Annotated in this window: 20 protein-coding genes; 13 read left to right on the top strand and 7 right to left on the bottom strand. The window is 51.1% G+C overall.

What is annotated here, in order from left to right:
• The 4 genes from LLG96_18295 to LLG96_18280 all read right to left on the bottom strand — a co-directional run.
• Positions 1 to 326 (bottom strand): HD domain-containing protein (locus LLG96_18295; protein ID MCE5252156.1); only part of this gene is annotated, 326 nt, incomplete at its 3' end.
• A gap of 243 nt (positions 327 to 569) precedes the next feature.
• Positions 570 to 1,589 (bottom strand): low-specificity L-threonine aldolase, encoded by a 1,020-nt coding sequence (gene ltaE, locus LLG96_18290; GenBank protein MCE5252155.1) that lies wholly within the window; start codon positions 1,587 to 1,589, stop codon positions 570 to 572.
• Positions 1,590 to 1,798: 209 nt separating this feature from the next.
• Positions 1,799 to 3,964: a hypothetical protein gene (locus tag LLG96_18285; protein ID MCE5252154.1), complete on the bottom strand. Its 2,166-nt coding sequence runs from the start codon at positions 3,962 to 3,964 to the stop codon at positions 1,799 to 1,801.
• Between the two features lie 419 nt (positions 3,965 to 4,383).
• Complete coding sequence (locus tag LLG96_18280) at positions 4,384 to 5,550, bottom strand: Gfo/Idh/MocA family oxidoreductase (GenBank protein ID MCE5252153.1); 1,167 nt, start codon at positions 5,548 to 5,550, stop codon at positions 4,384 to 4,386.
• Between the two features lie 335 nt (positions 5,551 to 5,885).
• Between LLG96_18280 and LLG96_18275 the strand changes: the two genes are divergently transcribed.
• The 5 genes from LLG96_18275 (at position 5,886) to LLG96_18255 (ending at position 13,527) form a co-directional block, all read left to right on the top strand.
• On the top strand, positions 5,886 to 7,355 hold the full coding sequence (locus LLG96_18275; GenBank protein MCE5252152.1) for a BNR repeat-containing protein: 1,470 nt from the start codon (positions 5,886 to 5,888) through the stop codon (positions 7,353 to 7,355).
• Between the two features lie 79 nt (positions 7,356 to 7,434).
• Entirely contained in the window at positions 7,435 to 8,907 is a 1,473-nt protein-coding gene (locus LLG96_18270) for a BNR repeat-containing protein (GenBank protein MCE5252151.1), read from the top strand.
• A 41-nt stretch (positions 8,908 to 8,948) separates the two neighbouring features.
• The gene (locus tag LLG96_18265) at positions 8,949 to 10,013 is read left to right on the top strand and encodes an NTP transferase domain-containing protein (GenBank protein MCE5252150.1); all 1,065 of its coding nucleotides are present in this window, start codon (positions 8,949 to 8,951) and stop codon (positions 10,011 to 10,013) included.
• A gap of 263 nt (positions 10,014 to 10,276) precedes the next feature.
• Positions 10,277 to 10,957 carry a hypothetical protein gene (locus LLG96_18260; GenBank protein ID MCE5252149.1) on the top strand — a complete coding sequence of 227 codons (681 nt, stop codon included), beginning with the start codon at positions 10,277 to 10,279 and terminating at the stop codon, positions 10,955 to 10,957.
• A 338-nt stretch (positions 10,958 to 11,295) separates the two neighbouring features.
• Complete coding sequence (locus tag LLG96_18255; protein ID MCE5252148.1) at positions 11,296 to 13,527, top strand: heparinase II/III family protein; 2,232 nt, start codon at positions 11,296 to 11,298, stop codon at positions 13,525 to 13,527.
• Positions 13,528 to 13,906: 379 nt separating this feature from the next.
• On the opposite strand, the gene LLG96_18250 is transcribed toward LLG96_18255, so the two are convergent.
• Positions 13,907 to 14,440, bottom strand: coding sequence for a ferritin family protein (locus LLG96_18250; GenBank protein MCE5252147.1), 534 nt, complete (start codon positions 14,438 to 14,440; stop codon positions 13,907 to 13,909).
• Between the two features lie 242 nt (positions 14,441 to 14,682).
• Here LLG96_18250 and folE2 point away from each other — a divergent pair, with 242 nt between their 5' ends.
• The 4 genes from folE2 to LLG96_18230 all read left to right on the top strand — a co-directional run bounded on the left by folE2 (position 14,683) and on the right by LLG96_18230 (position 18,378).
• Positions 14,683 to 15,465: a GTP cyclohydrolase FolE2 gene (folE2, locus tag LLG96_18245; GenBank protein ID MCE5252146.1), complete on the top strand. Its 783-nt coding sequence runs from the start codon at positions 14,683 to 14,685 to the stop codon at positions 15,463 to 15,465.
• Positions 15,466 to 15,647: 182 nt separating this feature from the next.
• Complete coding sequence (locus tag LLG96_18240) at positions 15,648 to 16,466, top strand: hypothetical protein (protein ID MCE5252145.1); 819 nt, start codon at positions 15,648 to 15,650, stop codon at positions 16,464 to 16,466.
• A 96-nt stretch (positions 16,467 to 16,562) separates the two neighbouring features.
• A complete protein-coding gene (locus tag LLG96_18235) occupies positions 16,563 to 17,381 on the top strand; it encodes a hypothetical protein (GenBank protein MCE5252144.1) in 819 nt (272 codons plus the stop codon).
• A 70-nt stretch (positions 17,382 to 17,451) separates the two neighbouring features.
• On the top strand, positions 17,452 to 18,378 hold the full coding sequence (locus tag LLG96_18230; GenBank protein MCE5252143.1) for a hypothetical protein: 927 nt from the start codon (positions 17,452 to 17,454) through the stop codon (positions 18,376 to 18,378).
• An 88-nt stretch (positions 18,379 to 18,466) separates the two neighbouring features.
• Here LLG96_18230 and LLG96_18225 read toward each other — a convergent pair whose 3' ends face one another.
• On the bottom strand, positions 18,467 to 19,858 hold the full coding sequence (locus tag LLG96_18225; GenBank protein MCE5252142.1) for an SH3 domain-containing protein: 1,392 nt from the start codon (positions 19,856 to 19,858) through the stop codon (positions 18,467 to 18,469).
• A gap of 148 nt (positions 19,859 to 20,006) precedes the next feature.
• On the opposite strand from LLG96_18225, the gene LLG96_18220 reads away from it, so the two are divergent.
• From LLG96_18220 to LLG96_18205, 4 genes are all read left to right on the top strand, one after another.
• Positions 20,007 to 21,047 (top strand): 2-hydroxyacid dehydrogenase, encoded by a 1,041-nt coding sequence (locus LLG96_18220; protein MCE5252141.1) that lies wholly within the window; start codon positions 20,007 to 20,009, stop codon positions 21,045 to 21,047.
• A 480-nt stretch (positions 21,048 to 21,527) separates the two neighbouring features.
• Positions 21,528 to 22,598: a DUF362 domain-containing protein gene (locus tag LLG96_18215; protein MCE5252140.1), complete on the top strand. Its 1,071-nt coding sequence runs from the start codon at positions 21,528 to 21,530 to the stop codon at positions 22,596 to 22,598.
• Between the two features lie 233 nt (positions 22,599 to 22,831).
• Positions 22,832 to 23,371, top strand: coding sequence for a tetratricopeptide repeat protein (locus LLG96_18210; protein ID MCE5252139.1), 540 nt, complete (start codon positions 22,832 to 22,834; stop codon positions 23,369 to 23,371).
• A 165-nt stretch (positions 23,372 to 23,536) separates the two neighbouring features.
• Entirely contained in the window at positions 23,537 to 24,163 is a 627-nt protein-coding gene (locus LLG96_18205) for a flavin reductase family protein (protein ID MCE5252138.1), read from the top strand.
• 122 nt (positions 24,164 to 24,285) lie between these two features.
• Here LLG96_18205 and LLG96_18200 read toward each other — a convergent pair.
• The coding region (locus LLG96_18200) for a hypothetical protein (GenBank protein MCE5252137.1) at positions 24,286 to 24,590 on the bottom strand (305 nt) is incomplete at its 5' end.

Here is a 24,590-nt window from a genome sequence, read left to right as displayed (position 1 = left end):
ATATGTGAAAAAGGGCCATGTCCCAAATCATGTAATAATGCTGCAAGTCTTATAATTTGAACGTTGTCTTGGTTTTTAATAACACCTTCATTAAATAATTTTTCTGCAATTTTGCCCGCTATATTGAGTACTCCGAGAGAGTGTTCAAACCTTGTATGCAAAGCTCCGGGATATACTAAATAAGCTAGTGCAAGTTGTTTTATTCTCCTTAACCGTTGAAAAATTTCTGTATCGATAATTTTCCTTTCTAATTCAGAAATACCAATAAATCCATGTATAGGATCTCTTATGGCGTATTCATGAAAATTATAGGATAATCTTTTCATTTTTCAATATTGGTATAAGAGGGCTGTGAAAAAGTATATTTTTCACGAGCCCGATAATGAAATGTATTGTTTCGGTGCTGTCAAGGGCATGTAAATCGGCACTTCATGCCGACCCTTGACAGCTTATATCCACACATACAGACTTTATCACAAGACTTATAATAAATAAAAAAATAATTTATTAGATACTCCTATAGATATAATAAATTATACTATGGTCATTTGTCAAGTAAAACTTTTTATTTATGAAAAAATCTGTTGTATAACTTTTACAGCTTCATTAACATCCTCTTTTGTCACATCGAGATGGGTCACCGCCCGTATCCTGTCGACAGCGTTGGCGAGAACGAGCACCCCTGCGGACTTGAGCTTCAGCACGAGGTCTGCCGCGGGCATGGACGTCACCCGGAAGGCGACGATGTTGGTTTCGACATGCGACATTTCGAGCTCGATGCCGGGAATCGTCTGAATCCCCTCCGCGAAAAGCCGTGCGTTTGCATGGTCATCGACGAGCCGTGCACGGTGGTTTTCGAGGGCATGGAGCGCACCGGCGGCGATAATTCCCGCCTGGCGCATGCCACCGCCGAACTGTTTGCGGAATCTCCGTGCCCGCTCGATGAATTCCTTAGACCCTGTGAGAGCAGAGCCGACCGGCGCTCCCAGCCCTTTCGAGAAGCAGACGCTCACCGAATCGAAATACTGCGCGTACTCACGCTCCGGTATCCCAGCCGCCGCCGAGGCGTTCCATATGCGGGCGCCGTCGAGATGCAGCCTGAGACCGTTCTCGCGGGCAACTTCGGCGACCTCCCTTATCTGCCCGATGGGCCAGATGCTTCCGCCGCCGCGGTTGTGGGTGTTTTCCACGCAGACAAGGCGGGTGGGTGGGAAGTGGTAATTTTTTGGCCTGAGCGCTGCTGTCACGTCCCCGGCGGTGAATATCCCGCGCACACCGGGAAGCAGCCTGCACATGACACCCGATAACGCTGCGGGAGCTCCCCCTTCATAGAAATAGACATGGGCGTTGACATCCATGAGAACCTCATCGCCCGCCTCGGTGTGGGCGCGGATCGCGACCTGGTTCGTCATGGTACCGGATGGCATGTAGACCGCCGCCTCTTTGCCGAGAATCTCCGCGGTCCGCTTCTCGAGAGCATTGACCGTGGGGTCGTCCCCGAGCACATCGTCACCGACTTCCGCATGCGCCATCGCTTCGCGCATCGCCTGTGTCGGCTTCGTTACCGTATCGCTCCGTAAATCGATCATTCCGTTAACCTCTTGTGTTTCTTGTTGTTATATCTCTGAAAAGGCAGATTTTGTTATTATCGACAGATGCTGAAATGAATTCAGCATGACAATCCGATCGCGTACATGTCACCCTGAAATCGTTTCAGGGTCTGTATTATAAACAAAAACCCGCCTGAATCCCACATCAATGATCGTAATTGATTTTGTTCTGTCTTTCCCGGCTTGTTTTACTCGCTCTGTTTTTTCTCAACATACTCGCCGAGCGGTGCATTGGCATGGTTGAGGACGATAACCGATGGTTTCCCCTTTGCACCGAGTTTGTTCACTGCCCGCACCTTGAGCGCATTCCTTCCCGCCCCGAGGAACCATGTCCAGTGGTCGGTCTCGATCTTTTGCCAGCCGCGGTCGTTGATGCTGACCTCGAAATGGCTGAAATTGGGCGTGTATGTCTCGAACCGGAGGAAGAGACGGTCGTTGCCGAATCCCTGTGTCGCATCGACATGAACCCTGTTGAGGTCGGGCCACATGTCGCGGGGACGGTCGGTGTGCCATGAGTACTGGCGCTTCGGCGGCGTCTTTTCATCGTACCAGTTGATGTAGCCGTCCCATGGCCATGTGGAACAGCCATGAGTGAGCGGTCGCGGATAGGGTTTTTCATAGTAGTTGTTGCGCGGCATCATGCGCATGAAAGCCGCGTGAGTGAATCCGTTGTGGCTTACACCGGGCGGAAATTCGGGCGAGCCCCGTTTGACAGGCTGCTTGTCCTCCTCAAATTTCTGCGATCCGGTGAAATCGTTCATCCAGTCGATCGGTTTATCCGGGAAGTAGTAGTCGGTATAGAGCCTGTGGAGCTCGAACAGGTTGAGCGGCTCTGCGGTTTTCGGGTCGTAGGCGTAATGGTTGACATAACTCGCGTCGATATAAATCCATTTGCCGAACTCGTCGTTCCATACCTCGCATACCTCGTGCCCCACGATATTGATGAGCCGTGTCTGCCAGCCGTACGCCATGCAGAGGCCGCCGAGGAAGAGATTGAACTGGATGCACATTCCCCCGCCGCCGAGATTGTCGATACGGTCGGCGATGGAAAGCGCGTCCCAGCCGGGATATTCCGGCATCGGATTGACCCACCGCCAGCGTTTGGTGGCGTAGTCGAGCAGTTTCACCTGGGCGTCGAAATCAGTGAGCGCGCCCTCGATGACATAATCGAGATTCTCGCGTTTCCTGAGCTCGGCGAACTCTGGCCTGTCCCAGGGTTCCCATTCCCACTCGATAGAGGAGTATTTTATGGGCGGATTGTCGGCGTCGAGAACCACGATATTCTTGTGGAGCGGTACGGGATACGGTTCTTCGAGCTCGGCGGCGACATTGATCGATTTCACCGTGGGGCTCCTGAGCGGATTTGTGGTCGAAAGAACCGCCTTTATCTGAATGTAGCGCCTGTTCAACGCCGAACTCGTGGTGGAATTCCATTTCACAGTATCGTTCCCGCCGATGGTGAGATCGGCTGCCGGGCCTCTGCCGATAGGTTCGTACGGCCCCCACTTTTCCGAGAACGGATTCGGATCGACTCCGCCGCGGATAAAATACTCGACCGTCGTTCCTTCCGGAACATCGGAGCGTATCGACACGGTCAGTTTCTGGACGATGTGCTGGCGGACGATGACATCATCGGAATCGCCTTTCCAGAGATCGATTGCCTGAGTTGCCAGCCAGCCCGTTTTGACAAACCGGTCGAAGCTGATGCGCACCGTATACTCGGCACGGGTCTGTCCGAGCGGGCCGAAAGGGCTTTCCTTCCATGATTCGCCGCCGTTCTCGGATTTGAACGATGTTTTACCCACATCAGCCGGGTCGCCGCCGCCGTCTTCGAAATCATCGGCGCGGGCGATGTAGATTTCCCAGCCTTCCTCAGGTGTCGCGGCCTCGGGCGAGAAGAGATCGATGGTATTCTTCCCCTTCCGGAGCCATTCGACCGGAAATTCCGTCCAGCGGTACGGTTCGATTGACTTGGTTTTACTCCAGTTTTCGCAGGTCGCCCTATTGCCGTTTACCGTGAACTGGAGCGGGAATTTCCCCTGACGGTAGACCCAGAAGACGAGGAATGCCTTGTATGCCCGGGGATCGTCGAGGTTCAGGATTTTGCGAGCACGGTTTTTCCCCCAGATTATATCCGAGGTTACCCCTTTTTCGCTCCTCCCCGCGCCGGGAGCATCGTTCTGGAGCAGGTCCATGTCAAAAAGGCAGACTCCGCCGTCCTTGTTTTTTTTGAGCAGCTGCATGAACCCGTCGTCATAGATTTTCTGCGCTTCTCCTCCCCATGTCGTTGTCACCCGCTCAGCCGATACGGGCGTTACGAGAACCAGTAAAATAAGGAGCATTATCATAATCATATGGAGCCTCCTTGCAGTGAATACTGTCATGTTGTTATGCTTCTAAGGATTATATAAACATATTTAAAAAAATCCAGTTATTTAATGAATGCATAAAACGTGCAAATAAGATGTTATTGTGCGATAGAGCGTCATTCCCGTGAAAACGGGAATCCATTATCTCATACTCATGATAATATAATAGAAAAACTGGATTCCCGATTCACTTCGTTCCCGGGAATGACAACTCTCATGCAAGACATTAGAAATTATAAGTTAATTGAATAAACAAATAAAAATATTTAACCACAAAGGCACAAAGGCACCAAGAATTACAAAATATTTTTAATCCGCAAAAATCCATCCGATCCGCGTCAATCCGTGTTCTATTGAGTTTCCCGGAGATCTGCCAAGGATGAGTTCATTTCCGATTACACTGGTCATCCGAAAATCTTCTCGTCAATCCAGTCGGCATACGGTGATGGCGCTTCCCAGTCATCGGGGAGATCGTCTACAGGATACGGGGAACCGTTATGCTCGAGATGGGATTTGAATGCGGCGAGAAATATCTTCGTTTTTTTCAGAATGTAGTCGTAACTCCACTGCATTTCCCGTGTCTCGAACATCCGCTGCATGGCGAGCACGGTCGGGAAAAAGAGGTAGAAGTGACGGTTGAAGCCGTTATCTCCCTGCGTGTGTTCGTGCGCGATATCCCACCAGCCCAGATCGTGATACATGCGGAGCGTGATGTCCGCCCGCGGCCATGTCTGATACTGCGACACGAGGAATGGTGTTTTCTGCTCTCCGGCGCCTTCGATGGTTATGCCCCTGTACTGGAGTGTCAGCTGTCCGAATGTCTGTTTCGTCGCTGTCGGGGTGACCTCTCTCCACCAGCCGTCCGCCTGGTATCCTGCGGTTTCGACATCGAGCCCGAATACCGCCAGCAGGAAATAGAGGCCGTGAACACCGTGCTGTGACCATTCGCCCGATGCATTGGTCGAGTGGGCGCCGAGAATCGTCCGCTTCTGTCCGAGCAGTTCCTCGACCTTGCTCCGTGCAACAATAGCCTGCTGGATATACTCGCGCTCGTCGGTGCAGAGAATGGGCGTATTGTGCTTTTTCGCGGTGTCGACAATCGCATGGGCGTCCTTCATGCTGTAGGCGAAGGGACGGTTGATGAAACAGGGGATGCCCGCTTCGAGATAGGGTTTCGTGAGCTGCGGCCACCACTTGACCTCGTTGAATCCGGCGAATATCATGCCATCGACCTTGCCGACCATGTCATAATAGTTTTTGACCGCCTCGCATTTGTATTTTTCCGCAAACGACCGCGCAAGCTCGGGCCGTGAATCCCAGCAGTGTGTTATGAGCATCCGTGTCGTGCGTCCGGCAGGCCATGGTTTCGGCTCGGTCGGGTTGATCATGGGCGCCCAGATGCTGTAGTTCAGGTGGCTGTTGTCGCCGAGGGCGACTGCGCCGACCCTGATGAGGTCGGTCGAGGGTAGTTTCGGCTTCGGCTGAGCGTGCGTTGTGCCGGTTCCCGCGAGAGCGGCTCCCGCTGCGGCTGCTTTCCCGAAAAAACTGCGCCGCGACTGGTGGTTTTCCATACGAATATCTCCATGAAAAAAGTGTTTGTAAATTCGGTCAAATTCTTTTCTGGTTATTCAATTAAAAAGAATATCCATAATAGTTTTTTTGTAAAAAAATCATGATTACGAGAAGGAGCGCGGGGGCGCCCTTTCCTTTGGATACTTTCCTTTGGGCGTGCAAAGGAAAGTATCATAACGAATCCTTTTCACAGTATAATGCGACGGCTATAATAGTCAAGTGCAAACGGCGGATACATATATACAATAAAAATTCTGTACATCGGAAAACCCCGCCATTATATTGAAAACACATACTTACTGCAACGATACTTTTTGAAAAGGGACGAACAGTTATGAAACGAATCGTAATTCTTCTCGTTTTCTGTTCCTTTGTTTTCATGCCTGCTTCCGTTTTCATACCCGCACCTGTCCGGGAAGGAGCCGCGGACGATACGCCGCAACAGGCCAGGGATGACGGGTATCGGGGCATTTGGTACGGTAACGAACCCTCCGGTGACGAGTACAAATTCAAATACAGCGGCGGACTCGGAACCTATACGGCGAAACACATCCCCATGGCGTATTACGCCCGTGCGGTGAACAGGACATTTTTCTGCTGGGGCGGCTCAGCGAAGGATGAAAACACGCTTCTCCCGATGGTTTCATACTATGACCACGCAACAGGCATGGTACCCCGACCGACCATCCTCATGAAAAAGGGTACCGACGATGCCCACGACAATCCCACGATCATGCTCGACGACAGCGGGTATGTATGGGTCTTTGTGAGCGCCCACGGCACCGTGCGGTCCTCGTACATTTTTAAAAGCAGGAAGCCGTACTCGGTCGATTCGTTCGAACTCACCAGCGAGACCAATTTTTCCTACCCCCAGCCGTGGTATATTCCGGGAAAAGGATTTCTGTTCCTCCATACGCGGTATCTCGGAGGACGGTTTCTCTATTGGATAACGAGCCCCGACGGTATTCACTGGTCAGAGCCCCATCAGCTTGCGGCGGTCGCTCAGGGACATTACCAGATAAGCTGGACCCATGGTGGCACGATCGGTACCGCGTTCAACTACCATCCTGCGACGCTTGCCTCGAACTGGAAAGACCCGACTGTGGATAACAATCCTTCCGCGAAGCTCAACGGCCTCAATTACCGTACCAACCTCTACTATCTCCAATCGGACGATTTCGGGACGACATGGAAGAACGCGGGGGGACAAATCATCGCCGTTCCTGTTACCGACAAGCTGAACGGGGCGCTCGTTCATGATTACGAACACGAGGGCCTGCTTGTCTATATGAAGGATATCAATTTCGATGCGGATGGTAACCCGGTCATCCTCTATATCACGAGCAGAGGATATCAGGCAGGGTCAGCGAACGCCCCCCGGACATGGACGACGGCGCGGTGGGACGGCAAGAAATGGCATATCAACCCGGTGACCGTATCGGATAACAATTACGATATGGGAAGCCTGTACATCGAGGAGGACGGCACCTGGCGCATCATAGGCCCGACTGAGACCGGGCCTCAGAAGTACAATCCCGGCGGTGAAATCGCCGTATGGGTGAGCAAAGACAGGGGCGAATCATGGAAAAACGTGTGTTCGGTCACCTCTCACAGCATCTACAACCATACGTATGTCCGGAGACCGGTCAATGCGCATCCCGATTTCTATGCGTTCTGGGCGGATGGCAGCGGCCGTGAACTGTCGCCCTCACGGCTCTATATGTGTGACAGGACAGGCGAACACCCGTTACGGTTTCCGGAGCATATGACCGGAGAATTCGAAAAACCTCAGCCTTTACGGTGAACGTGAACCTGGTGTGAACGCGCGGGTGATTTCCTGAAGCATATATCTTTTACGGGCGCAGAAGATGGGATTTTGACTGATGGATGGAAGAAAGAGCGGCCTCTTTTCCGGTTTTCCGGTTTGCACATGTATTCTGGCTTTTCTGATGATGGTTTGTGCGGCGGGTACGGCCTCAGCGGCGGAACCATGCCTCAGGGACGACGGCTACCGCGGGATATGGCATGCCGATCTTGCCTCGAACGACGAATACCGATACATATACTACAGCGGGGGTCTCGGCACCGGAACGGCAAAGCATCTTCCCATGGCATACTACGCTCCGGCGGTCAACAGGACGTTTTTCTGCTGGGGCGGCTCCGATCCCGATAACGCGGTGCTCCGCCTGATGGTTTCCTATTACGATCATGCGACCGGCACGGTTCCCCGGCCGGGCATCGTCATGGAGAAGAATACCGAAGACCATCACGACAACCCGGCGCTCATGCTCGATGACAGGGGGTATGTCTGGGTGTTTGTCAGCGCGCACGGCATGGTTCGCCCGGCATACATTTACCGGAGCGCGGAGCCGTACTCCATCGACTCGTTCGAGCTTGTCCGCGAGACCGGTTTTTCCTATCCGCAGCCGTGGTATATTGAAGGAAAGGGATTTCTCTTTCTCCATACACAGTATATCGACGGCCGTAATCTGTATTTCATGACCAGCCCGGACGGAGTCACATGGACAGAGCCGCAGAAGCTCGCCGCCATCGACCAGGGTCATTATCAGGTGAGCTGGAAATACCGGGATAAGGTGGGAACCGCGTTTAATTTTCACCCGAATGCACCGTCAGGCGGCAACTGGAACGACCCGGAAAAACCCGGCATCAATCCCGCGCAGAGCGGAACCAACAACCGCACCAACCTCTATTACATCGAAACCGGAGATTTCGGAAAAACCTGGCGGAATGCAGCCGGGAAAACGCTCGAAATTCCCCTCGTCTCGCCGCGCAACGACGCCCTCGTCCATGATTACCGCAGCGAGGGACTGCTCGTGTACATGAAAGACATCAATTTTGATGCGGACGGGCGCCCGGTTATCCTCTATATTACGAGCAGGGGATCGGAATCGGGACCGCAGAACGATCCCCGGACATGGACGACAGCCCGGTGGGACGGGGAGAAATGGCGTATCAACCCGGTGACCGTCTCGGATAACAACTACGACATGGGAAGCCTGTATATCGAAGAGGACGGCACCTGGCGCATTATCGGCCCGACCGGAACGGGACCCCAGCCATACAATTGCGGCGGCGAAGTGGCGGTCTGGGTGAGCAGCGACCGGGGCGTTTCCTGGCGGAAGGCATGTCAGGTGACATCACAGAGCGAGTACAACCACAGCTATGTACGGCGACCGGTCAATGCGAATCCCGGTTTCTACGCGTTCTGGGCGGACGGCAACGGCCGTGAACCGTCGCCCTCACGGCTCTACATGTGCGACAGAACAGGGGAACGCGTTATGAGATTTCCCGAACACATGAACCGGACGGATGAAAAACCGGTCCCGTTGAAATAGAGCGGCATACTCTGCTATCATATAAAGCACAGGAGAACATCATGGATATGGTTGTCGTTATCATGGCCGGCGGTGTGGGAAGCCGTTTCTGGCCCCTGAGCACCGAGGATACGCCAAAACAGTTTCTGAAGCTGTTCGGGGAACGGAGCATGCTTCAGAAAAGCTTCGAGCGCGCAGCGGACATTGTGCCCCCGGAGCGTATTCTTGTGCTGACCCGAAGGGATTTCGTGCCGCTCGTTCGGGAGCAGCTACCCGCTGTTCCGGCCGCAAATATCATCGGCGAACCCGTACGGCGCGATACTGCGGCGGCAGTGGCCCTGTCGGCTGTGCTCTGCCGGAAGAGATTCGGCAACCCTGTGATCGTGACACTCACCGCCGACCACCTCATCGAGCCGGCGGATTTGTTCCGCACGACCCTCCTTTCCGCTGTCATGATGGCAGACAAAGGTGATGTTCTCTATACCTTCGGGATACAACCGACGTATCCGGCGACAGGGTACGGTTATCTCGAACGGGGTGCGCTCACAGCGACTGTCGACGGAATCGAACATTTCGAAGTCAGGAATTTCAAGGAGAAACCCGATCTCGAAACGGCGAGGATGTATCTTGATTCCGGGCGGTTTTTCTGGAATTCCGGCATGTTCGTCTGGAAGACCGATGCAATCATGGCCCGGCTGGAGCAGTTCCTGCCCGACCATCTCCGGCTCATGGGAAAAGCCCTCGAAGCAGGTACGGGCGAGGGTATGGAATACACCCTCGAAAAGGCATTCGATCCGCTTCCTTCGATTTCGATTGATTTCGGCGTTATGGAAAAAGCCCGGAATGTCCGCTGTGTGAAATCGACATTTTCATGGATCGATGTCGGCGGATGGCTGTCGCTCAGGGATTTTCTCGATAAGGATGAGCACGGAAATTTCCACAAGGGAACGCTCGTGGTTTCGGATTCCTGCAACAACCTCGTTTTCTGCGAAGACGCCGGGGAAACAGTCATGCTTGCCGGGATTCACGATCTTGTAATCGTACGCTCACGGAACGGAACGCTCGTGATGCGCAAGGACTGTACGGAAGACATCAAGAAACTGGTCATCGGAAAGCTGTCCCGGTAATAACATCCGGCGAATAAACAATGATACTGATATCTGGAATAAATACCGAAACATGTTCGGCATGACACAATCCGATATCACTGTTTATCCACCGGAGCAATAGCATTCCGAAGGGCGCCTGTGGCGGATGTAAAACGGAAATAATTATAAGGGCGTGCAATATATGCCCGGTTAACGCAAGAAGCTTGACAGACTTTTCAAACACCCCCATATTTCATGAAGGTGCGATAAGGTATTTTGAACCGTACATGAGGACTGTCCCTATGAAAAAAAATATAACACCGGAAAACGAAACTCCTCAGGTATCCCACGACACAAACGATATGTTTACCATCACCGTATCGGAAAACATGGAGATTCGTAATATTCTCAGATCGGGACTTGTCGAGGCTCAGGGGCATGAACCGGACAAAATCCCCCTGTTTGTTTCATGGCCCTCCTGGCTCGAGGACGGAATCGTGTGCATCTATGCGAGCGATCTTCATGAGCTGCTCGGAAGGGCTGTCCGTGATACGGCTTCTTCGTTTAAAGGAATCGTCGATACCGGCGATGATGAGTTGTCAGCGGAAAAACCTCATGTCAGGCAGTTCAAACCGAAAGCTCTTGGCGGGGTCAGCGAAACGGAAGGCAAAAAAACCGACAAAGCCCGTGAGGCCGCACGGACGATACTTGAAAAACCCCTCGGCATGAAAACAGTCTTTCCGGCCGGGGAAAAACGAGGTGAACCAGCGCCCGCCGAAACCCGTGATGAAACCGGGCAGGGCACCGATGGTTCCGGTCAGGAAAAGTCTGAAAAAACAAGGGAATATTCTGCATCAGTCATGAAAAAGCTGTTATCTGGTGCTCCCGCCTCCAGCGAGCAGCCGTCACGGAGCACCAGGGATCAGGAGCTTGCCGATGAGCTGTTTAAAAAAATGAAATCCGGCAATGAACAGAACACATAATGATCCTGATGTTTAAAAGTCATTCGATAACCACGGTTCGGTGGGGGATATTCCGCCCGAACTTCTGAAAAAAGAACAGGCTGTTTCTTTCCGATATTGCTAATGCTATCTGAAAGATAACACAGTATTAAACCAGTAAATAAACTTCCCCTCAGCAAGCCGCGGGAATTCTTTTGATTAAAATATAAAAAATTCTGATTCCAGATAGATAATTCTTTTATTCTATATTACTTATTGTATCACAATCATTTATAACTGCTACCCATCTCAACGTTGGGACAGTTCTGAATCGGATTATATTATGAATATCTTTTATAATTACATGTGAGAGTTGAGGGATGAAAAAAATATTGATACTCATTGTTGTTTTTATTACAGCCGTTTATTCATATCCATGCCCTCTCTTTGCCGAGGATGAGTGGATATCCGCCATCCGCAGCGATCACCCCCGCCTTTTTTTCAACACTGAGATATGGCCCGCTGTGAAGTCCCGTGCTCTCAACGAGGAAAAGGCATGGTTTGCCGAGCTGAAAGATATGGTGGATGCATACCCTGAAAACCCAATACCTGGGAGCAGGGGTGACGATAACGCGGACAGGCTTCGCCCCGATGGTACAGTCGAGACAATCATGCTGCCGAGACCTGAGGAATACGGTATCCAGGCAGGCAGAACAGCGTTTGTCTATCTCGTGACCGGGGAGAAAAAGTATCTCGAAACAGCGAAACGGATGCTCAAAGTCAGCGTGGACGCGTATCACGGGTGCATCGACAAGGGTATGGCGGTCGACTGGTATTCGACGAGCCGCGTTCACTGGCTTGCCGCCTACGACTGGCTCTACAACGATCTTTCGCAGAGTGAGAGGCGGGAACTCATGGGAGCGTTTATCGAGCATGTGTACAGCCTCCGTCCACGCCCGGACAGGCCGCCGATACACCGCCTGAACGACAGCGACCATACGACTGGTTTCTATGGAGACCGTAACCTGGTCTGGTTTACCGGTGTCGCCGCGTATGGGGACGGTATCGATGACGAAAAGGCGCTTGAATTCCTCAAAAGAGGCCGTCAGTATAATCTCGATCTGTTCGAGTACCGCAAGAAATGCGCGGGCGATGACGGTGGGCTGGCATCTGCCACGACAACATACGCGATCGCTCACTACCCCTGGTCGCAGCTCAACTTCCTCTACACCTGGCGTTCGGCAACAGGTGAGGATATCGCTGCCGACTGGCCTTATCTGGCATATTTTCCGGTCTGGATCATGTGGAACTGGCTGCCGGGCCCGGAACCGCGGGAGTTCGGCTCCGGCGATGTCTATCATTACGACAATCGCCTGTGGGTGGAGAATCTCTACATGCACATGTCCCAGTTCATGGATTTTTACGGCGAAACTGAACCGGAATGCGCGGCCCTTGCGGCGTATATCCGTGAAAAAATCCCGGCGGAATACCGGCAGTACAACTGGACATGGTTTTTCTACCCTTTTCTCCTGACGAATATCGACAAGGCACCGCTGCCGAAAGGCCCCAATGACACATCGCTCCATGCCCGCCACTTTGAAACACTCGGACAGGTTTTCATGCGCTCCGGTGCGGGGCCCGACGACACATATTCGCTGTTCACAATAGGCTCGGAGGTCCCCAGTCACAAACAATTCGACGAGGGCAATTTTATCATCTATAAAAAAGGCTGGCTTGCCCTCGATACCGGAACGAGGGGAATGAGCACGAGCTACCAGCTGAGGCACTACTATTCACAGACTGTGGCGCACAACTGCACACTCATCCACATGCCTGGCGAACCGTTCCCGGATTACTGGGGGCTGGCCTATGACGGCCCTGAGGGGAAAATCAATTACGGAGGAATGTATAAACCGACCGGCGGGGTCTGCGCCGCGTTCGAGACAAACGATGTCTATACCTATGTCGCCGGTGATGTCACCGAGTGTTACCTTCCCGAAAAATGCGACCTCTCGCTCAGGCAGTATGTGTTTATTTATCCGGACTTCTTTGTGATCTGCGACCGTATAACATCGAAAGAGGCCTCATACAAAAAGGAGTGGCTTTTCCATACGCAGAATGAGCCGGTTGTCACGGGGGACAGTTTCCGCGCCGATCATGAGGACGGCCGTATTTTCTGCAGGACGCTGCTTCCGAAAGACGCCGCGCTCACAAAAGTCGGGGGGCCGGGTAAGGAGTTCTGGGCCGCCGGGAAGAACTGGGAACTCGCACCTGAGACTGCCGAACGGGCGAGAACACGGTACAACGGCGCCCTTTTCGGCAACTGGCGCATGGAAGTCTCGCCTGTAAAGGAACAGCGTAATGATGTTTTCCTGCATTTCCTCCAGGCCGGAGACAAGGGAACAGTGGAAATGACGCCATCCTCGCTTATAGAAGGGGACGGCGCTGTCGGTGTAACGTTCAATACCGGAGGCAGAACTGTACGAGTGACATTCGGGACAAAAGGGAAGCCGTCGGGACATGTGAAAATTGTCTCGGGAGGAAAAACAATAATCGACCGTGATCTTACAATCAATGTCATGCCGCAGTCCGGATTATCGGGAGGAAAATGAGGTGAGAGGTTTTCAGCGGTGGATGGTAAAGAAAAAGGAGTTTTATGGGAAACAGTTATTTATACATACGGAGTAGAAGTTCAGGATAGCTGTATTGTGTTCCGGGATAAATAGTGGCTTGTCCTTGGCGTTGTCAATAAACCCCCGATTTCCAAAAAACTTTATCTGATGTGTGCTATAGTGGGATATAAAATCCTTGTCTCTGAACGAATCCCTGTCTCGATATCCCCGTGTCCAGGTATTAAATCCTTGATTAAATATGTTGAATACTCTGTATGTAAAAAAGACCCCCCTGTCTTCGGCATTCCCTCTGAAAGGGGGGTCATTATTGAAATCAGTATGGAAGATTTTTGATAATACTTACTTTCAGAAATAATAATTACAAGCGGAAGATGAGATTCTCTTCCTCATAAAGCCATCGTCCCGGATCATCGAGATAGTCGATCAGGTTGTCTATCAGGACATAGTGCTTGTTTTCCTCGTCGGCAAGAAATTTGAAGATTGCTTTGATCTCGTCTTTTTCCGCGTCATGAGCGGCTTTTGAATAGGTATCGAAGCTTTCCTTTTCGATTTCAAGCGCCTTTTTGAGCATCTCCTGTACCGATACCGACTCCGGAGAGAAGCTCTTATCGGTCATCGCTGAAGACTTGAGAGCGTTTTCCAGCCTTTTTTTTGCGCTGTCCGTTGGCGCCGTTTCAATGGAAAGAGCGGAGCTGTCCTTTTGTGCTTCGGTTATGAGCCTGGATACTATTTCGGCGTGACGGTCTTCGTCGTCGGCGAGCCCTTTCAGTATTTCCCTGGTTCCGGAACTCTTTGATTTTCCGATACATTCGTTGTAAAACGCGGAGGTTTCCTTTTCGCGTTTGAGCGCGTATTTGAGGATTTCAATCGATTCTTTGCTCGTAAGTTTCACGTATAGTGCCTCCTTCTGTCCTGAAAATTTTTCTCATTATTGTCTGTATGGTAGTATTTTAATAAAAAAATCATGAATAACCAAGATGATTATTTTGTGATTAATTAACCTGATATTTTTCATGGTGTGCTTGCTTCATGGGCATATAATCGACTATCTTACCTTATACCCACTTCGAACAGGTATTCCGTGGGCTCTTTCCATTATCCTGTCTCATGCCCCGTTAACCATGGAGAATAATCGTGTCGTACGACGACCTTCCCGATATACAGTCCCAGCCCGACTACCGTAAAATCCCCCTCGACCGTGTCGGTGTAAAAGGGCTCCACTGGCCCATCACCGTTCTTGACCGTAAAAAGGTCAAGCAGTCGACTATTGCCACCATAAACATGTATGTAAACCTTCCCCATGATTACCGCGGCACCCACCTGAGCCGTCTGGTAGAGCTGCTCAACGATTACCGCGATACTGAATGGATCGACCGCACCGGAGAGATTCTTGCGAAAATAAGGAAGATCCTCAAGGCCGATGAAGCCTACATGGAGGTCGAGTTCGATTACTTTGTCGAAAAAGAGGCGCCGGTCACCGGTCTCGGAAGCCTCATGTCTTACACATGCCGTTTCCGGGCTTCTTTCAAGGAGCGTGAGGACTTTATTATCGCCGTCTCGGTGCCGGTTATCACCTTATGCCCGTGCTCGAAGGAGATATCGGCATATGGCGCCCATAACCAGCGGTGCACGGTTACCGTGCAGGTGCGGTACCGGGAATTCGTCTGGCTCGAGGACCTCATCGACATAGTCGAGTCTTCCGGAAGCGGCGGTCTCTATTCGGTTCTCAAGCGGCCCGATGAAAAGTATGTGACCGAGCACGCCTATAACAATCCGAAGTTTGTCGAGGATGTCGTCCGCGAGGTGGCCCTCAAGCTCGACCGCATGGATTCTATAACATGGTATGTCATCGAGGCTGACAGCCAGGAGAGCATCCATAACCACAACGCGTACGCCCGTGTCGAGAAAACGAAATAGACCGGTGTTACGACCACTGAAACGGTGATTTGACTTCTGATGATATAAGCGTATTTTTATTGATATGATATTCTCGTGATATGATATTCTCGCGGCTCTGCAATTATTGTGCTGTTCTGGATTATTGATGATTTGTCCAGCCTCTTTAAATCCCATCTTCTCATGTCTTTTCCGGGGCTGCCATGAAAGTGATGAAAGCAGGCTGTCTTCTTGCCGTTTTAATGCTCGTTTCCGGGCGAGGCAGCGCCGAACTGATCATGCACACCCACGGGCATATCACCATCTCCCCAATCGTTCACGGATATAAAAAGTCCCAGTATCTCTACCCCGGATATCGCTCGGAGTTCATGACTTCCGTGGATTTTTTCAGATACAGGAGTATTGTGTTCACCGGTCTTTTAGGGACGACGACGATTATATCGGATACTGACACCCGTGGAATGAAACTTGACAGGATACGATACACGCTCACACCCGGTTTTCGCCGTGAATTCAAAACATGGCTGATCAGGGGAGCGCTTCACCATGAGTGCATCCATACCATAAGCCGTCCCGAATTCAAGGGTTCTGTCTGGTGGAACAGTTTTCAGATCGGTATCGGCACGAAGGAAGCGTATTACCTCTATTTGCCTCAACAGTACAGGAATATCAATAATTCATGGATCAATGCATGGGACGCCCAGGTCAACCTCGGTCTTATCGTTCCTGCCGAAAGCACCATTGCCACCGGACAGAATCATGATTACAATGCTGAGTCGTTCAGTCTCGTCCGCTATCATATCGGGGTATATAAAAACTGGGCATCCTTTATCAGTCTACGTCAGCATATGTGGATGAAATCGAACAGGGCTTTCGAACATCAGATCAACATCACGGCGAATCTGTTTCGAAAAGGAACACATAATTTTGCGGGCTTTTTTTATAATTACACGGTCTACGATACTTTTTTGCTTGATAACACCGACGGGCTTGGATCGGCGGGTTTCAGAATTCTGTTCTGAGCGGTTGTGAGTATGGTTTTTCATACGCCTGTTCCCCGAGTATTTAATCGGGGATTTGTCCGGAATCTTTCTCATCTATACCGGTGATCGGGTATAATGTCAGATAAACGTGTACTGTTCTTCGCAGTGATTTTGCTGTTTTCGCTACCGTGCGAAGCTGAGCTGCTCATGGATACCCATGGGATGGTATCGTTCGCCCCCTATGTCCAGGGTATTGACAAAACTATGGGCCTCTATCCGGGATATCGTGCAGAATTCACGGCGAATGTTGATTTTTACAGGCGGCACAACCTGTTCATAACAGGACTCGTGGGAAACACGACCATGATTTCGCGGTCCGAATCGAGTATATTCACCCTGGACAAAATCCGGTACACGGTTTCTCCGGCGTTTCGCTATGAAACAAAACGATGGCTCGTACGAGGCGCATTTAACCATGAGAGCGTGTATTCCATAAGCCAGTCGGAAAAAATGGGCGGCGCGTTCTGGCAGAACAGCATCCGTCTCGGCGCGGGTTCAAAAGGTGCTTACTATCTCTATCTCCGCGATGAATATAAAAATGCCAACAATGTCTTTCTGAATACATGGGATGCACAGATAAACGGGGGAGTTTTTCTCCATGGCTCCAGGTCGGTCTGGTCGGCACAGAATCAGAATTACCGGTATGAGCTGTTCAGCCTTGTACGGTATCATGTGGGCGTTTTCAATAACTGGGTATATTTCGCCACCCTGAGACAGCATCTGTGGAGAAACGCCGACCGGTCACTCGAACACAAACTTCAGCTTACCATCAATGCATTCCGTAAAGGCGCCGTGAATTTTTTCGGCTTATTTTACACGTTTACGATGTACGACACCACTGTCGAGGACAATGAAAAAGGGCTCGGGGCGCTGGGACTTCGCGTCTTGTTCTGACAATCCGGCTTGTCTGCTTTCATATGAATAGTGTAAATAAACGGACTCATGTGATACTCATAAGGTATTTATGAAAATTGCTGTTTTTTTTCTCACATTGTTCATGGTTCTTGCCCATGAACCCTGCCGGGCTTTGTCCCTCGGATTATCCTGTTCCGCGGAAAAAACGGGAGATACGATCAAGAGGAAGGATATTGTCCCCCGTACCCGTCAGAATTTCCAGACCAGTGTCGGATACTGGAACGATAACTTCATTGTTCCGCGCCTGTTCGGCGAGAAATTAAACCAGGGGAAAGACGATTTCGAGACAGCGAGCTTCTGGCTCCAGACAGCCCGTGAAAAAACCGGTATATGGTGGTTTTTCGATGCGTACTATAATATTCTGACCAACAAGAAGGGAAAGTACAGAACCGATCTTCTCACATTCCGTCTTTCGCTCGAAAAAGAGTTTTCATTCGGAAGCCTCCGTCTCGGAACGGGTATCATAGCCAGCGGGAATTTCGGCGGCGAAACGCTTCAGAACGGCTATCACCGTATAAGCGGCACAACACATCTTTCTCTCCCGTACGCGGAAAAAGACCGCAGGGGCATTATCGGTCTCGCACGGTATCATCATAGTTTATGGCGCACCAACGCCATGCGGTTCAACGGATATGTATCGAATTCCCTGCGAACATCCGTCGGGCCGTGCAATGTGAGAACGGGACTGGAAATGCACGTTGTAACCCGGCCGCTCAAAAGAGCGTATGTACTTCATGTCCAGGCCCAGGCGGGGTATTTTCACTATTACCGCACGGGAAGGTATATGTCCCCGCTGTTCCGGGAGGGATTCATGTGGGGGATGCTCTTTTCGGGCGGTCGCGCCGGTAAATACAACATCGGCCTGTGGTTTACAGACAACCAGTACGGGCTCGATCAGCCCCATTTCGGTATCTCCATGATCATCGGATGGAACAGGAACAGGATGAGTGATCTGAGCGATGTTACCTTCCCCTGAACGGTATCACTGCTCCCGGATTCATGGTTATTTCACGCTTGACGGAGCATGGAACGTTTACCATGAATCCTTTAAACTCACCGGTACCTCATGGCCGTATGACCGTGTAAACATCCGGCTGGCTGATGTTGAACCAGCTATGGGTCGCCACATTGATCGAGACACGGTTCACGATGAGGTGTTCTCCGTTTTCGTCGTTGTATCCCCAGCCGCCCTGGTGCATGTAATAGGGCATGCCGTTTTGGGCTTTTCCGAGGTAGAGCGCCACATGACCGGGGCTTCCCGCGATGGTTATAATTCCTTCGATGTCCCCGACCTTCTTCAGTTTCTCCTCGACACTGAGCGAGGATTCGACAGGAATCCGGTGATCCGATGCACTGCTTATCGACCTGCCTGTCACGATTCCGGTACACCTGAAGACGACCCGGAGGGTGCCGACGCAGTCACGCTTGTTGTTCTGGCCGTGCCAGCCGTACGGGGTATTGAGGAGCTTGAACATCTGGGTGATTATGGAGCGCTTGGTATACGGGAGATACCCGATATGGACATCGGCATCCGGCCTGACATAACCGTTTGTGAAGCCAAGTGAGCCGTCCGGTTTCCGGTAGGGCATGTACACGATGTACCCGCTTTCGGTGTGCCGTATCAGGGGCATGGTTGCCGACATGTAGAAATACCGCGAGAAGTTCTTATAATCCGGGTCTCCGTATACCGGAACCCTGTGAGCGGTCGCCACGAGGAAGTCCGGAGCTTCGACGAGGGCCCGTATCGCCGCGCGGTCGGCGAGGGCAATATCCCCGGCGGCGATCCAGCCGCACGCAATGGGGCTCTCCACAAAGAGGAAATCCCCATCGACCGATTCGTGGAGGACAGCCACGGGATTCCCGATGCAGAGGTCGGTTATCTGGAAGCGGTCGAGCTCGATCTCAGTGTCGTGATATCCCGGAACATCGGTGGGATACTGACGCACCGAGGCATGGTTGACTATTGTGCCGAAACGGCGGGTGATGACATCAGGAATGGCGGCCATGTTCATGCGGTCGACGATCTCCTGTTTCATGCTGTCGTCGTAGATGGCGTTGCGGCCGTCGTAGAAATCACGGGACCCGTACATGTCTTCGGGGTGAAAAAGCTTGTCCGCGTTGCTCGCGAGCCTCGCCCTGAGGCTGTCGCCCGGAACGGTATCGGGGAGTTCGAGCGGCAGGATCGGATTATATAACGGGCCTTCGTAACTGATGCGCGCTTCCTTTTTCGTCCTGTTTTTCTCGTTGAACCGTTCGATTACCTCCGGGGTCATGATTATGGTGTCGGCGTCATCATGGAGCCCTATCCAGTATTCGGGAGTGAGCATCTGCGGTTCCACACCGGGAAGGGCGTTCGGGGCATGACGCGGTTTAGGCTGCTGGGAGAGCGCAGGCAAAACAGAAAGTACAGCCGCGAAAATGATACAGAGTATCAGGGTGATGTGTGATTTACGCATATCGTTCCCCTCTTGACATGTACTGTTTTGTTATGGTTTTTTATGGTTTTATTATTATTTTAGTAATGATAGTATATAATGGTAATATATAGAGTGGAATGAGGTTTGAAAAGAATATCTTTACAAAGGATTATATGTCATGGAGTCCATTCGCATCGCGTTTTTCGATACAAAACCGTTCGACCGTGAATTCTTCGACTCCGTCAACAGCCGGTACGGCTTCACCATCAAATACTTCAGGTATCATCTGAATCCCGAGACCGCCCAGCTTGCTGCCGGCTACGAAGTGGTCTGTGTTTTCGTGAACGATGTCCTCGATACCGAAGTCATCGACACGCTCCATGCAAACGGAGTAAAACTTATCGCGCTCCGCTGCGCCGGATACAATAATGTCGACTTCAAGGCGGCCTATCAGCGGATTCATGTCGTAAGGGTGCCTGCCTATTCACCCCATGCGGTCGCCGAACACGCGGTGGCGCTCATGCTCACCCTCAACCGCAAGACCCACCGTGCATACTTCAGGACCCGAGATAACAATTTCAATATCACCGGTCTGCTCGGATTCGACATGTACGGGAAAACCGCCGGAGTCATCGGAACCGGAAAAATCGGCAAAATACTCATCACCATTCTCAGGGGATTCGGGATGCGCGTGCTTGCCTATGACCTCTATCCCGACAGGGCGTTCGAGCAGGAGTCCGGAGTCGAATATACCGGCATCGATACCATCTACCATGAGTCGGATATCATTTCCCTGAACTGCCCCCTGACAAGCGAGACACTTCACCTCATCAACCGTGAAACCATCGCGAAGCTGAAGGACGGCGTGATGATCATCAATACCGGGAGAGGCCAGCTCATCGACACGAAGGCGCTTATCAGAGGCCTCAAATCGGGGAAGATCGGGTCGGCGGGACTCGATGTGTACGAGGAGGAAAGCGCCTATTTCTTCGAGGATTTCTCGAATTCCGTGGTGGACGATGATGTGCTTGCGCGGCTCCTGACATTCAACAATGTTCTGATAACCTCGCACCAGGGATTCTTCACCCGTGAAGCCCTCACCAGTATCGCGGAAGTCACCATGGACAACATCCGGACCTTTTTCGATGGCGGTGAGTTACGGAACGAAATATGCTATAAGTGTGACGGGAATCACTGCAAAAAAAAGAAAACCGGCATATGCTTTTGAAATTGCAGTACGAAGCATACCACAAAAAAGGCGCCTGTTTTTACGGGCGCCAGTTTTTTGGTATTCATGTATCATACGGATGATCAGCCTATAGCCGCGATAATTGCAACCGACTTTGCGACGATATATATATAGGTTGCGACGTACCAACATAATACGGAAGCGAGAATGATGTAGTCTCTTTTCATTTTACCCTCCTGACTATTGATAATGTTCCCGGATGTCTTTCATAGTGTGTTCTGCTCTATTTGACGAGCTGTCTGTTCATTTGGTTTGATTCGATGCTTCTTTTTTACTGTTCATTTTCTGATATATATGACGTAATCTCCGGTAAAAAAATTTCATTTTTGTGCTTCTGCAATCGAAACGGAACATTATTTTAATTGACGTGAAGCAGTATTCATTATTATTTGAAGAAAGTTACATCATGTATTTTCTGTAATCTGAATTACGGCCGGAGAACAGTTAATGGAGGATGAAATGGATATAAAGAAATCGGGCGGGTTCGGTGAATCGTATCGTGTATCGCGGCGCATGTTCATGAAACATTCCGCCGTGGCTGCCGCAGGAACAGCGTTTGCCGCCGGAGGATTTCCAGTCGCCGGAGCGGCACTGCCCGGAATGGGCGGTAAGGCGAGCGTGTCGTTTGTCACCGGGAATGAACGGCGGGATATGGTCGGCCGGGTTCTGAAGCCGTTCGAGAAAGAGATACGTGAAGGAATTGCCGGCAAACAGGTTGTCATAAAGACCAATTTTGTGGCGGATGGCACTCCGCTGTGCGCCACCCATCCGGATGCTGTACGCGGGCTTCTCGATTTCCTTGCCCCGATGTATAAAAAAGAGATAATCATCGCCGAATCCACCGCCTCGGATAAAGGTACGGAGCAGTTGTTTGAAGACTATGGCTACACTCCCCTGAAAAAAGAGTACCGGGTGAAACTTGTCGAGCTGAACAAGCAGTCGACATCACCCTACTATATTCTCGGTAAAAACCTGCGCCCGAACCGTATTCAGGTCTGCGATACCATGCTCGATCCGGACAACTACATTTTTTCGATCACCCGCCTGAAAACGCACAATGTCGTCGTTGCAACGCTCGGCCTCAAAAATATTATCATGGGCTCACCCCAGAAAATCTACAAAGGGGTCAACTATAAGTCGCAGATGCACGAGATGGCGCCCTGGGGTCTCAACTACAACATGTTTCTCGTCGCCCGTCAGATACGGCCGCAGTTCACCATACTCGACGGGCTCGAAGGAATGGAAGGCAACGGGCCCATCGGCGGAACTCCGGTCAATCATGGTGTCGCGCTCGCAGGCCCCGATGTACTCGCCGTCGACCGTATCGGCGTGGAGCTCATGGGGATCGATATAGCCGATGTGGGGTATCTCAATTACTGCGCCGATGCCGGACTCGGAGTGATCGACCGCTCGCAGATCAGGATTATCGGGTCGGATAAACCGGAAGACCATGTGATCAAATACAAGCTCAACGAAAACAGCGACTGGCAGCTCAAGTGGAAAGAGGACATCGAAATCAAAAAGGGATAGATTCCCCTGATATACCTTTTTTCTGAGGAGAAGAAAGCTGCCACACAGTATGTATATTAAAAATCCAGCATTCTTATGAAGGATGACGGAAACTGCACCGTATCATCAAGCGTTTAAAAAAGAAAGCCGCCCCGGAACAAACATATGATGTTACCGTATTCGCAAAGATGTAATTATCTGCCGCCGGTGTTTTAATCAGGTTGATTCCCCTCGCCCGAAGAAAGTGATCGTTCATGAATACCGACAGTGTAAAAAGTGGCCGTGAGTATAACAGCGGCCCATACCGGAAAACGGTCGTTATCGGTGGGCGCCGTTTCACTGTCCGGAGGCTGACGCCTGCGGTTTTTGGTATCCTGCTGCTGCTCACCCTTGTGGTGAGTTACATTATTGCATGGAACATGGTCAGGGGACCGGTAAAGCTGACCTACAGGGCAAACGAGCTCTTAATTGAGGGTCGCATAGAGGAATCGCTTAAAACCTTTGAAAAGGCTCTGGACGGTAATCCGAGGATAAAAATGGCATGGTCGGGGAAAGGGCTGTGCCTCCTCTATCTCGGGCGGTATGAAGAAGCCATTACCAGTTATGAAAAAGTGCTCGTGCTTGATCCCGCATATTCCCTTGCCTGGCAGGGAAAGGGTTTGAGTTATGAAAATCTCGGGCGCTATGAGGAAGCAATCCGGTGTTACGACAGGGTGCTGGATTATGCGCCGGACAATTCCAGTACTCTTTCGCTTAAAAACAAACTCCTGAAAAAACGGGGAATCACGAAGTGACCGCCCGTCTTTAGTATGCTGCCGTATACGCCGCTCTTTAAAACCTTCCGTGTGTTTCACCGTAATGCTTGACTTCATACCCCGTTTGTCGTATCATCAGACATATTTGACAAGGCAGCATGGTTTCCGAAAGCTTGTACATCCATTTTTTATCCGGAGGACAGCATGGCAAAGTTTTATACTCCGCATGACCGGCGGTTGCCCAGAACACCCGAAGAACCGTTTCCCACACCGGGATACCTTCCTGTTTCAGCAGTCATGATCAGTGTCGCCGATCCTATAACAGGCATTCCCAATATCATACCGGTTGTCGGATGGGGATGGCTCAACCGTCTCCCGCTCATTATCGGTGTGGCGGTAAATACGAAGGATTATAACAACGATTATTATCCGCGCGGCTCTCATCAGTTGCTCATCAATGCCATGGACTTCGCGCTCAATATACCCACCGAGGACCTCAGGGAAAAGGTAACGGAATGCGGCAGGCTTTCGCGTCATAAAGACCCGACTGTCGATAAATTCAAGGGAGCAGGTCTTACGGCGGGACCCGGAAAAAACATCAAGTCCCCGCACATTGTCGAATGCCCGATCAATTACGAGTGCAAGGTGATTGCGCTCTACAATATGGGATCTCATGACCTCTTCATGGGCGAAGTGGTCGGCTGTTTTACCGATGGCGAGGTGGTCGAAGTGAAGACCCTTCAGGGGGAGGATTTTATCACGATGAAACGTGATGACGGCTCGATGCTGACCCTCGAATGGAATACGCTCCTCCGTGAAAAGAAGGATTGATTCGAGACACACCATGACTCTGCGAGGATACGGTTTTTATTTACGCCGTATCCTTTTTTTATTCCCGGGAGAGCCGGGGAAAGGAATCTTTTCACGGGGTGCCCTTTCCCTGGTTACTTCCTTTAGGCACGCAAAGGAAGAAATATATAATAAAATGGGATTTTTCCGTAATACTTACCTGACCATCCCCCGAAATCCACAATGAAATGTATTGCAATACATTGATTATAAATAGAATATAAACCATTAGAGCCTGTGAATTTATAAACCCATTGAAAAGCCCCACGGTCACAATCGGTTTTCGGAAAAAGAATGGGTGCTGTCCGAGCGAGCCGAAGGCTCGTGAGTTCACACATTCCCGAAAAACGGGCAGTGAACGGGGAAAAAGGCTTTTCACGGGGTGCCTTTTCCTTGGTTACTTCCTTTG

This window comes from bacterium, assembly GCA_021372535.1.
Lineage (GTDB): Bacteria > Latescibacterota > Latescibacteria > Latescibacterales > Latescibacteraceae > JAFGMP01.
Note: the sequence above shows the minus strand (reverse complement) of the source record. Positions and strands in the feature narration are given on the sequence as shown.

Bases quoted from the DNA above. Each gene is read 5' to 3' on its own strand.
- ltaE (MCE5252155.1), bottom strand. From the start codon at position 1,589: ATGATCGATTTACGGAGCGATACGGTAACGAAGCCGACACAGGCGATG.
- LLG96_18285 (MCE5252154.1), bottom strand. From the start codon at position 3,964: ATGATTATGATAATGCTCCTTATTTTACTGGTTCTCGTAACGCCCGTA.
- LLG96_18280 (MCE5252153.1), bottom strand. From the start codon at position 5,550: ATGGAAAACCACCAGTCGCGGCGCAGTTTTTTCGGGAAAGCAGCCGCA.
- LLG96_18275 (MCE5252152.1), top strand. From the start codon at position 5,886: ATGAAACGAATCGTAATTCTTCTCGTTTTCTGTTCCTTTGTTTTCATG.
- LLG96_18270 (MCE5252151.1), top strand. From the start codon at position 7,435: ATGGATGGAAGAAAGAGCGGCCTCTTTTCCGGTTTTCCGGTTTGCACA.
- LLG96_18265 (MCE5252150.1), top strand. From the start codon at position 8,949: ATGGATATGGTTGTCGTTATCATGGCCGGCGGTGTGGGAAGCCGTTTC.
- LLG96_18260 (MCE5252149.1), top strand. From the start codon at position 10,277: ATGAAAAAAAATATAACACCGGAAAACGAAACTCCTCAGGTATCCCAC.
- LLG96_18255 (MCE5252148.1), top strand. From the start codon at position 11,296: ATGAAAAAAATATTGATACTCATTGTTGTTTTTATTACAGCCGTTTAT.
- LLG96_18240 (MCE5252145.1), top strand. From the start codon at position 15,648: ATGAAAGTGATGAAAGCAGGCTGTCTTCTTGCCGTTTTAATGCTCGTT.
- LLG96_18235 (MCE5252144.1), top strand. From the start codon at position 16,563: ATGTCAGATAAACGTGTACTGTTCTTCGCAGTGATTTTGCTGTTTTCG.
- LLG96_18230 (MCE5252143.1), top strand. From the start codon at position 17,452: ATGAAAATTGCTGTTTTTTTTCTCACATTGTTCATGGTTCTTGCCCAT.
- LLG96_18225 (MCE5252142.1), bottom strand. From the start codon at position 19,858: ATGCGTAAATCACACATCACCCTGATACTCTGTATCATTTTCGCGGCT.
- LLG96_18215 (MCE5252140.1), top strand. From the start codon at position 21,528: ATGGATATAAAGAAATCGGGCGGGTTCGGTGAATCGTATCGTGTATCG.
- LLG96_18210 (MCE5252139.1), top strand. From the start codon at position 22,832: ATGAATACCGACAGTGTAAAAAGTGGCCGTGAGTATAACAGCGGCCCA.
- LLG96_18205 (MCE5252138.1), top strand. From the start codon at position 23,537: ATGGCAAAGTTTTATACTCCGCATGACCGGCGGTTGCCCAGAACACCC.